General features: G+C 66.8%; 4 protein-coding genes and 1 pseudogene. 3 read left to right on the top strand and 2 right to left on the bottom strand.

Annotation, left to right across the window (positions count from 1 at the left end; all coding sequences use genetic code 11):
* Positions 1–443: transposase family protein (locus E0497_RS20225; RefSeq protein ID WP_161987477.1), on the bottom strand; the 443-nt coding region annotated here is incomplete at its 3' end.
* A gap of 425 nt (positions 444–868) precedes the next feature.
* On the opposite strand from E0497_RS20225, the pseudogene E0497_RS20220 reads away from it, so the two are divergent.
* Together E0497_RS20220 and E0497_RS20215 are read left to right on the top strand one after the other, a co-directional pair.
* Positions 869–1,672 (top strand): annotated as a pseudogene (locus E0497_RS20220) (IS5 family transposase).
* Positions 1,673–1,682: 10 nt separating this feature from the next.
* Positions 1,683–1,895, top strand: coding sequence for a hypothetical protein (locus tag E0497_RS20215; RefSeq protein ID WP_137726587.1), 213 nt, complete (start codon positions 1,683–1,685; stop codon positions 1,893–1,895).
* Positions 1,896–1,957: 62 nt separating this feature from the next.
* On the opposite strand, the gene E0497_RS20210 is transcribed toward E0497_RS20215, so the two are convergent.
* Positions 1,958–2,506, bottom strand: a complete 549-nt coding sequence (locus tag E0497_RS20210) for a DnaB-like helicase N-terminal domain-containing protein (protein WP_137726586.1) — start codon at positions 2,504–2,506, stop codon at positions 1,958–1,960.
* A gap of 526 nt (positions 2,507–3,032) precedes the next feature.
* Here E0497_RS20210 and E0497_RS20205 point away from each other — a divergent pair.
* Positions 3,033–3,302, top strand: a complete 270-nt coding sequence (locus E0497_RS20205) for a hypothetical protein (protein ID WP_137726585.1) — start codon at positions 3,033–3,035, stop codon at positions 3,300–3,302.
* Positions 3,303–3,505: the final 203 nt, after the last annotated feature.

Raw genomic sequence — 3,505 nt, 5'->3', positions numbered from 1 at the left:
TCGAACGCCGCCACCAAATGCGGAGCCACACTCGTCTGGTCGGAACGGTTACGGGCGCCGCGCACGGTTTTCCCGTCGATCGCAAGCACCCGCCGCCCGCCTGAAATGAGGGTGCGGGTCCATGCCCATCTGCCCAACGCGGCATCGAGGGCGTCGGCGTCGAGGCGGGCGAACAGCTTCCGCAGCGTCGATTCCTCCGGCACACCGCAGGTGATCCCGAACCCGGACAGCACCTCGGCCGCCTGATCGGCGGCCCATTGGCCGATCGCCGTGAACGACCGACACCCAGCAAGGGTCGCGGTCACCGCGAGCGCGAGAACACCGGCCAACGGATAGCGGATCCCGCGCCGGTCCCGCGGATCAGGCACCGACTCGAGCACCGCCAACAGGTGGTCGTGGTCGGCCGGGTGCACGGCAGCAGACGGCATCGGGGAAGATGACATACGGGTGTGACCTCTGGTTTCGGCTGGGTGCTTCGCAACTTCCATCCAAGCCGGTAGGTCACACCCTCAAAACACCGGCCCCGCCTCCGCGAATCCGCAGGTCACAGCTGCCTCATCCGATCTTTCCGGGGCCCTGGGTCAAGTCCAGAGGCGTGGTGTCACTCGGTCGCCGCGTGATTCCTCGTCGGATTATGCGGTCCGTGCTGGCGTGGCCTCCTCTGCGGGTTCGGTGGCGGTAGGTTTGTCGCCGTGAGTTTGGAGGAGATCGCCGAGAATCCAACGAGGTTTTCTCACCAGGGCCGCGTTGACGACGGTCCCCGCGAGTCGGGGACCACGTACTGAGGCAAGGACGTGGGGGCAGTCCCGGGTCCCGCCTGGTAGAGAGTGGTTTAGGCCAAGAAATCATTCCCGAAGCAGGACCCCACGTGATCTGCTGCCGCGCCATCCGCGACGTGCCCGAGCACACCCTGACCGTTGTCTGCCGTGTTCTGCCGCGCACCGCAAACAGTCCGATCGTCGGCCGTGGCAGCGGGCCGCAACCGTCCACGCCCAAGCGGTACTGGTGTTGCGGTGGTTCCGCGACGGCACCGACGTCGCCGCCCTGGCCCGGGACGCCCGGATCTCCCAGGCCACCGGCTACCGCTACCTGAACGAAGCAATCGACGTGCCCGCCGGTCACGCCCCGGACCTGCATGATGTCCTCACCCGCGGGACCGCGTCCGGGTGGGAGTACGTAGGTCTCGACGGCACCCTGATCACCTCGACCCGCTGCCGGGAACCCTCCGAGACCGGCCACGACCTCTGGCGCTCGGGCAAACACCACCGGCACGGCGGCAACATCGAAGGTCCTCACCGATCCGACCGGCTACCCGATCTGAGTGTCCGACGTCGAACCCGGCCCGGTCCACGACATCACCGCAGCCGGCCGCAGTGGTGTCCTCGACGCCCTCTACACCACAGCCGCCGACGGCATGCCCACCCTGGCGGACAAGGGCTACACCGGCGCCGGGATCGGCGTCCACACCCCGACGAAAGGCCACGATCTCGATGCCGGCACCCGCTGCCGCAACACGATCCTGTCCGCGATGCGGGCCCCAGCGGAACGCGCGAACGCCCTGCTGAAAACCCGATGGAAAGCCCTGCAACGAATCAGCCTGTGTCCGTGGAGGATCGGCGCGATCACCGCCGCCGCTCTCGTGCTTCTTCATCTACAAGCGCCAGCCCGGTGAGAAAACCTCAGTGATGGCGTTGTCGCGGGAGTACGCGGCGCTCGACGCCGACGAGCTGGGAGTCGACGAGTTGGGTGATCCGTTGTCGGTGGCAGAGGCGCTGTCTCGGACGCGAGCCGGCCTGGCCGGAGTGGATCGGGCGCTTGCGGCCGTGGACGACGCGTTCGATCCGGCGTTGGCCGCGAGTTCGCGACTGTTCCGTAAGCGAGTCGCGCAACCCTGATGCCCGACATCTCCCCGAGGTGGGAGGTGCAGGCGCGCCGGCGAGCCAGGTAGCTCTGACGGTCAGCTCTGTGGCCGATCCGTATCGCCACCGCGAAGGGTTGTGAGGCGACGTAGTTCGGTGCGCTGCCGGGTGCCCAGTTCGACCAGGATCGGGAAGAGCTCGTCTTCGGACGCGGCCTCGGCCGCGTGCTGGACGATCCCGGCGAGCTCGTGGAAGCTGCGCCGGTAGGCGGCGGCGACGACGGTGGCGGCGTAGTGCCGGACGGCGCCGGCGGAGCTGCCGAGTGTGACAACGGTGCGGTGGGTGCGGTGAACGGCCTGGGGGACGCGATCGGTGCCGGCTCGAGCGAGTTCGGCGCTGATGCTGACCGGGTCGTGCGGTCGGCCGTGGGCGACAGTGCCGCGGATGGCTGCGTAGATGGGTCGGTGGAACGGGTCCGCGAAGTCGTCTTCGCGAACCAGGCCTGTCACGAACCGCAGTTCGTCCACGTCACTGGACCACATTGCGGCGCACAGCAGGTGCGCCTCGGGGTCGAGGTCCGGGGCGGTCCAGTCCGAGTTGGGTTCGTCGCCGGGCTCGGGCACGGGGATGGCTGCGTTGTCAGCCATCAACGACACCGTGAAGAAGGATGGGGAGAAACCCCAGCACGACAGTCACTGCGATGAGCGCCATGAGCACCATCCATCGGAACTCCTGATTCGGATCGGGCAATGTGCGGCGGCCGCGTGGAACGCGTCTACGACCCCGGGCCTCGGCGACAGGGTGATCGTCGACAGACCGGCATGGCTCGATAGGCGAGACTCGATCCCCGTCGACACCCCCCGGTCCGACCGCACTGGCCTGATCGAGGCGCGCCTCGACGTTCGTCACGCCACCCATACATCCCCCTGTTGTTCGAATGTCCTATTTTGCCTGATTGACCTGGGCATGCTGGACGAGGCCGCTTCGCAGGCTCAGCGATCGCCGCGTCGTTCACGTCACAGGCGGACGACAGGCGGACTCCGAGCGGGCGAAATGTCCACATCGTGTCGTGTGCCACAAACCGTCTCGTCTGATTGCCTTTCCTTTCGACCTCGTGGTGATGTCGAGGCATCGCCGCTGATTCGTGGCGGCGGGAACAGGGAGGATTCCCACATGGGGACCATGAAGACGACGTTGAAGATCGCAGCAGTTTCGGTTGGCGTCGGTGCATCACTCGCGCTCGGTACCGGAGCGGCATCGGCCGCAACCCTGTATTCGGGGGAGGGCTACCAGGGGATCACGTTCGACCAGAACGAGACTCGGGTTCTGCGGGACCTGGGTGTAGGCCACGCCATCGAGGCTGTCATGCCGCTCGAGCAGATCGGCGTGTATCTCGGCGACGGCTCGATCCAGGGCCCCGTAGTTGTTGATGCGCGGTCCTGAGACCTGGGCATTCGAGGCCGGCAGGGAGTCGGTGAGGGTGGTGGAACGGGCATGGGGACAGGGACCGATCATGGGTGTGTCTAGGGCGTGTCTGTTAATTGCGGACACGGTGGTGGATGAGTAGCGCCGCAAGGAGTACGCCACCGAGGTAGGTGGTGGCGTACTTGTCGTAGCGTGTCGCGATGCCGCGCCACTGTTTGAGG

The sequence above is a fragment of the Prescottella subtropica genome, assembly GCF_005434945.1.
Lineage (GTDB): Bacteria > Actinomycetota > Actinomycetes > Mycobacteriales > Mycobacteriaceae > Prescottella > Prescottella subtropica.
Note: the sequence above shows the minus strand (reverse complement) of the source record. Positions and strands in the feature narration are given on the sequence as shown.

Bases quoted from the DNA above. Each gene is read 5' to 3' on its own strand.
- E0497_RS20205 (WP_137726585.1), top strand. From the start codon at position 3,033: ATGGGGACCATGAAGACGACGTTGAAGATCGCAGCAGTTTCGGTTGGC.
- E0497_RS20210 (WP_137726586.1), bottom strand. From the start codon at position 2,506: ATGGCTGACAACGCAGCCATCCCCGTGCCCGAGCCCGGCGACGAACCC.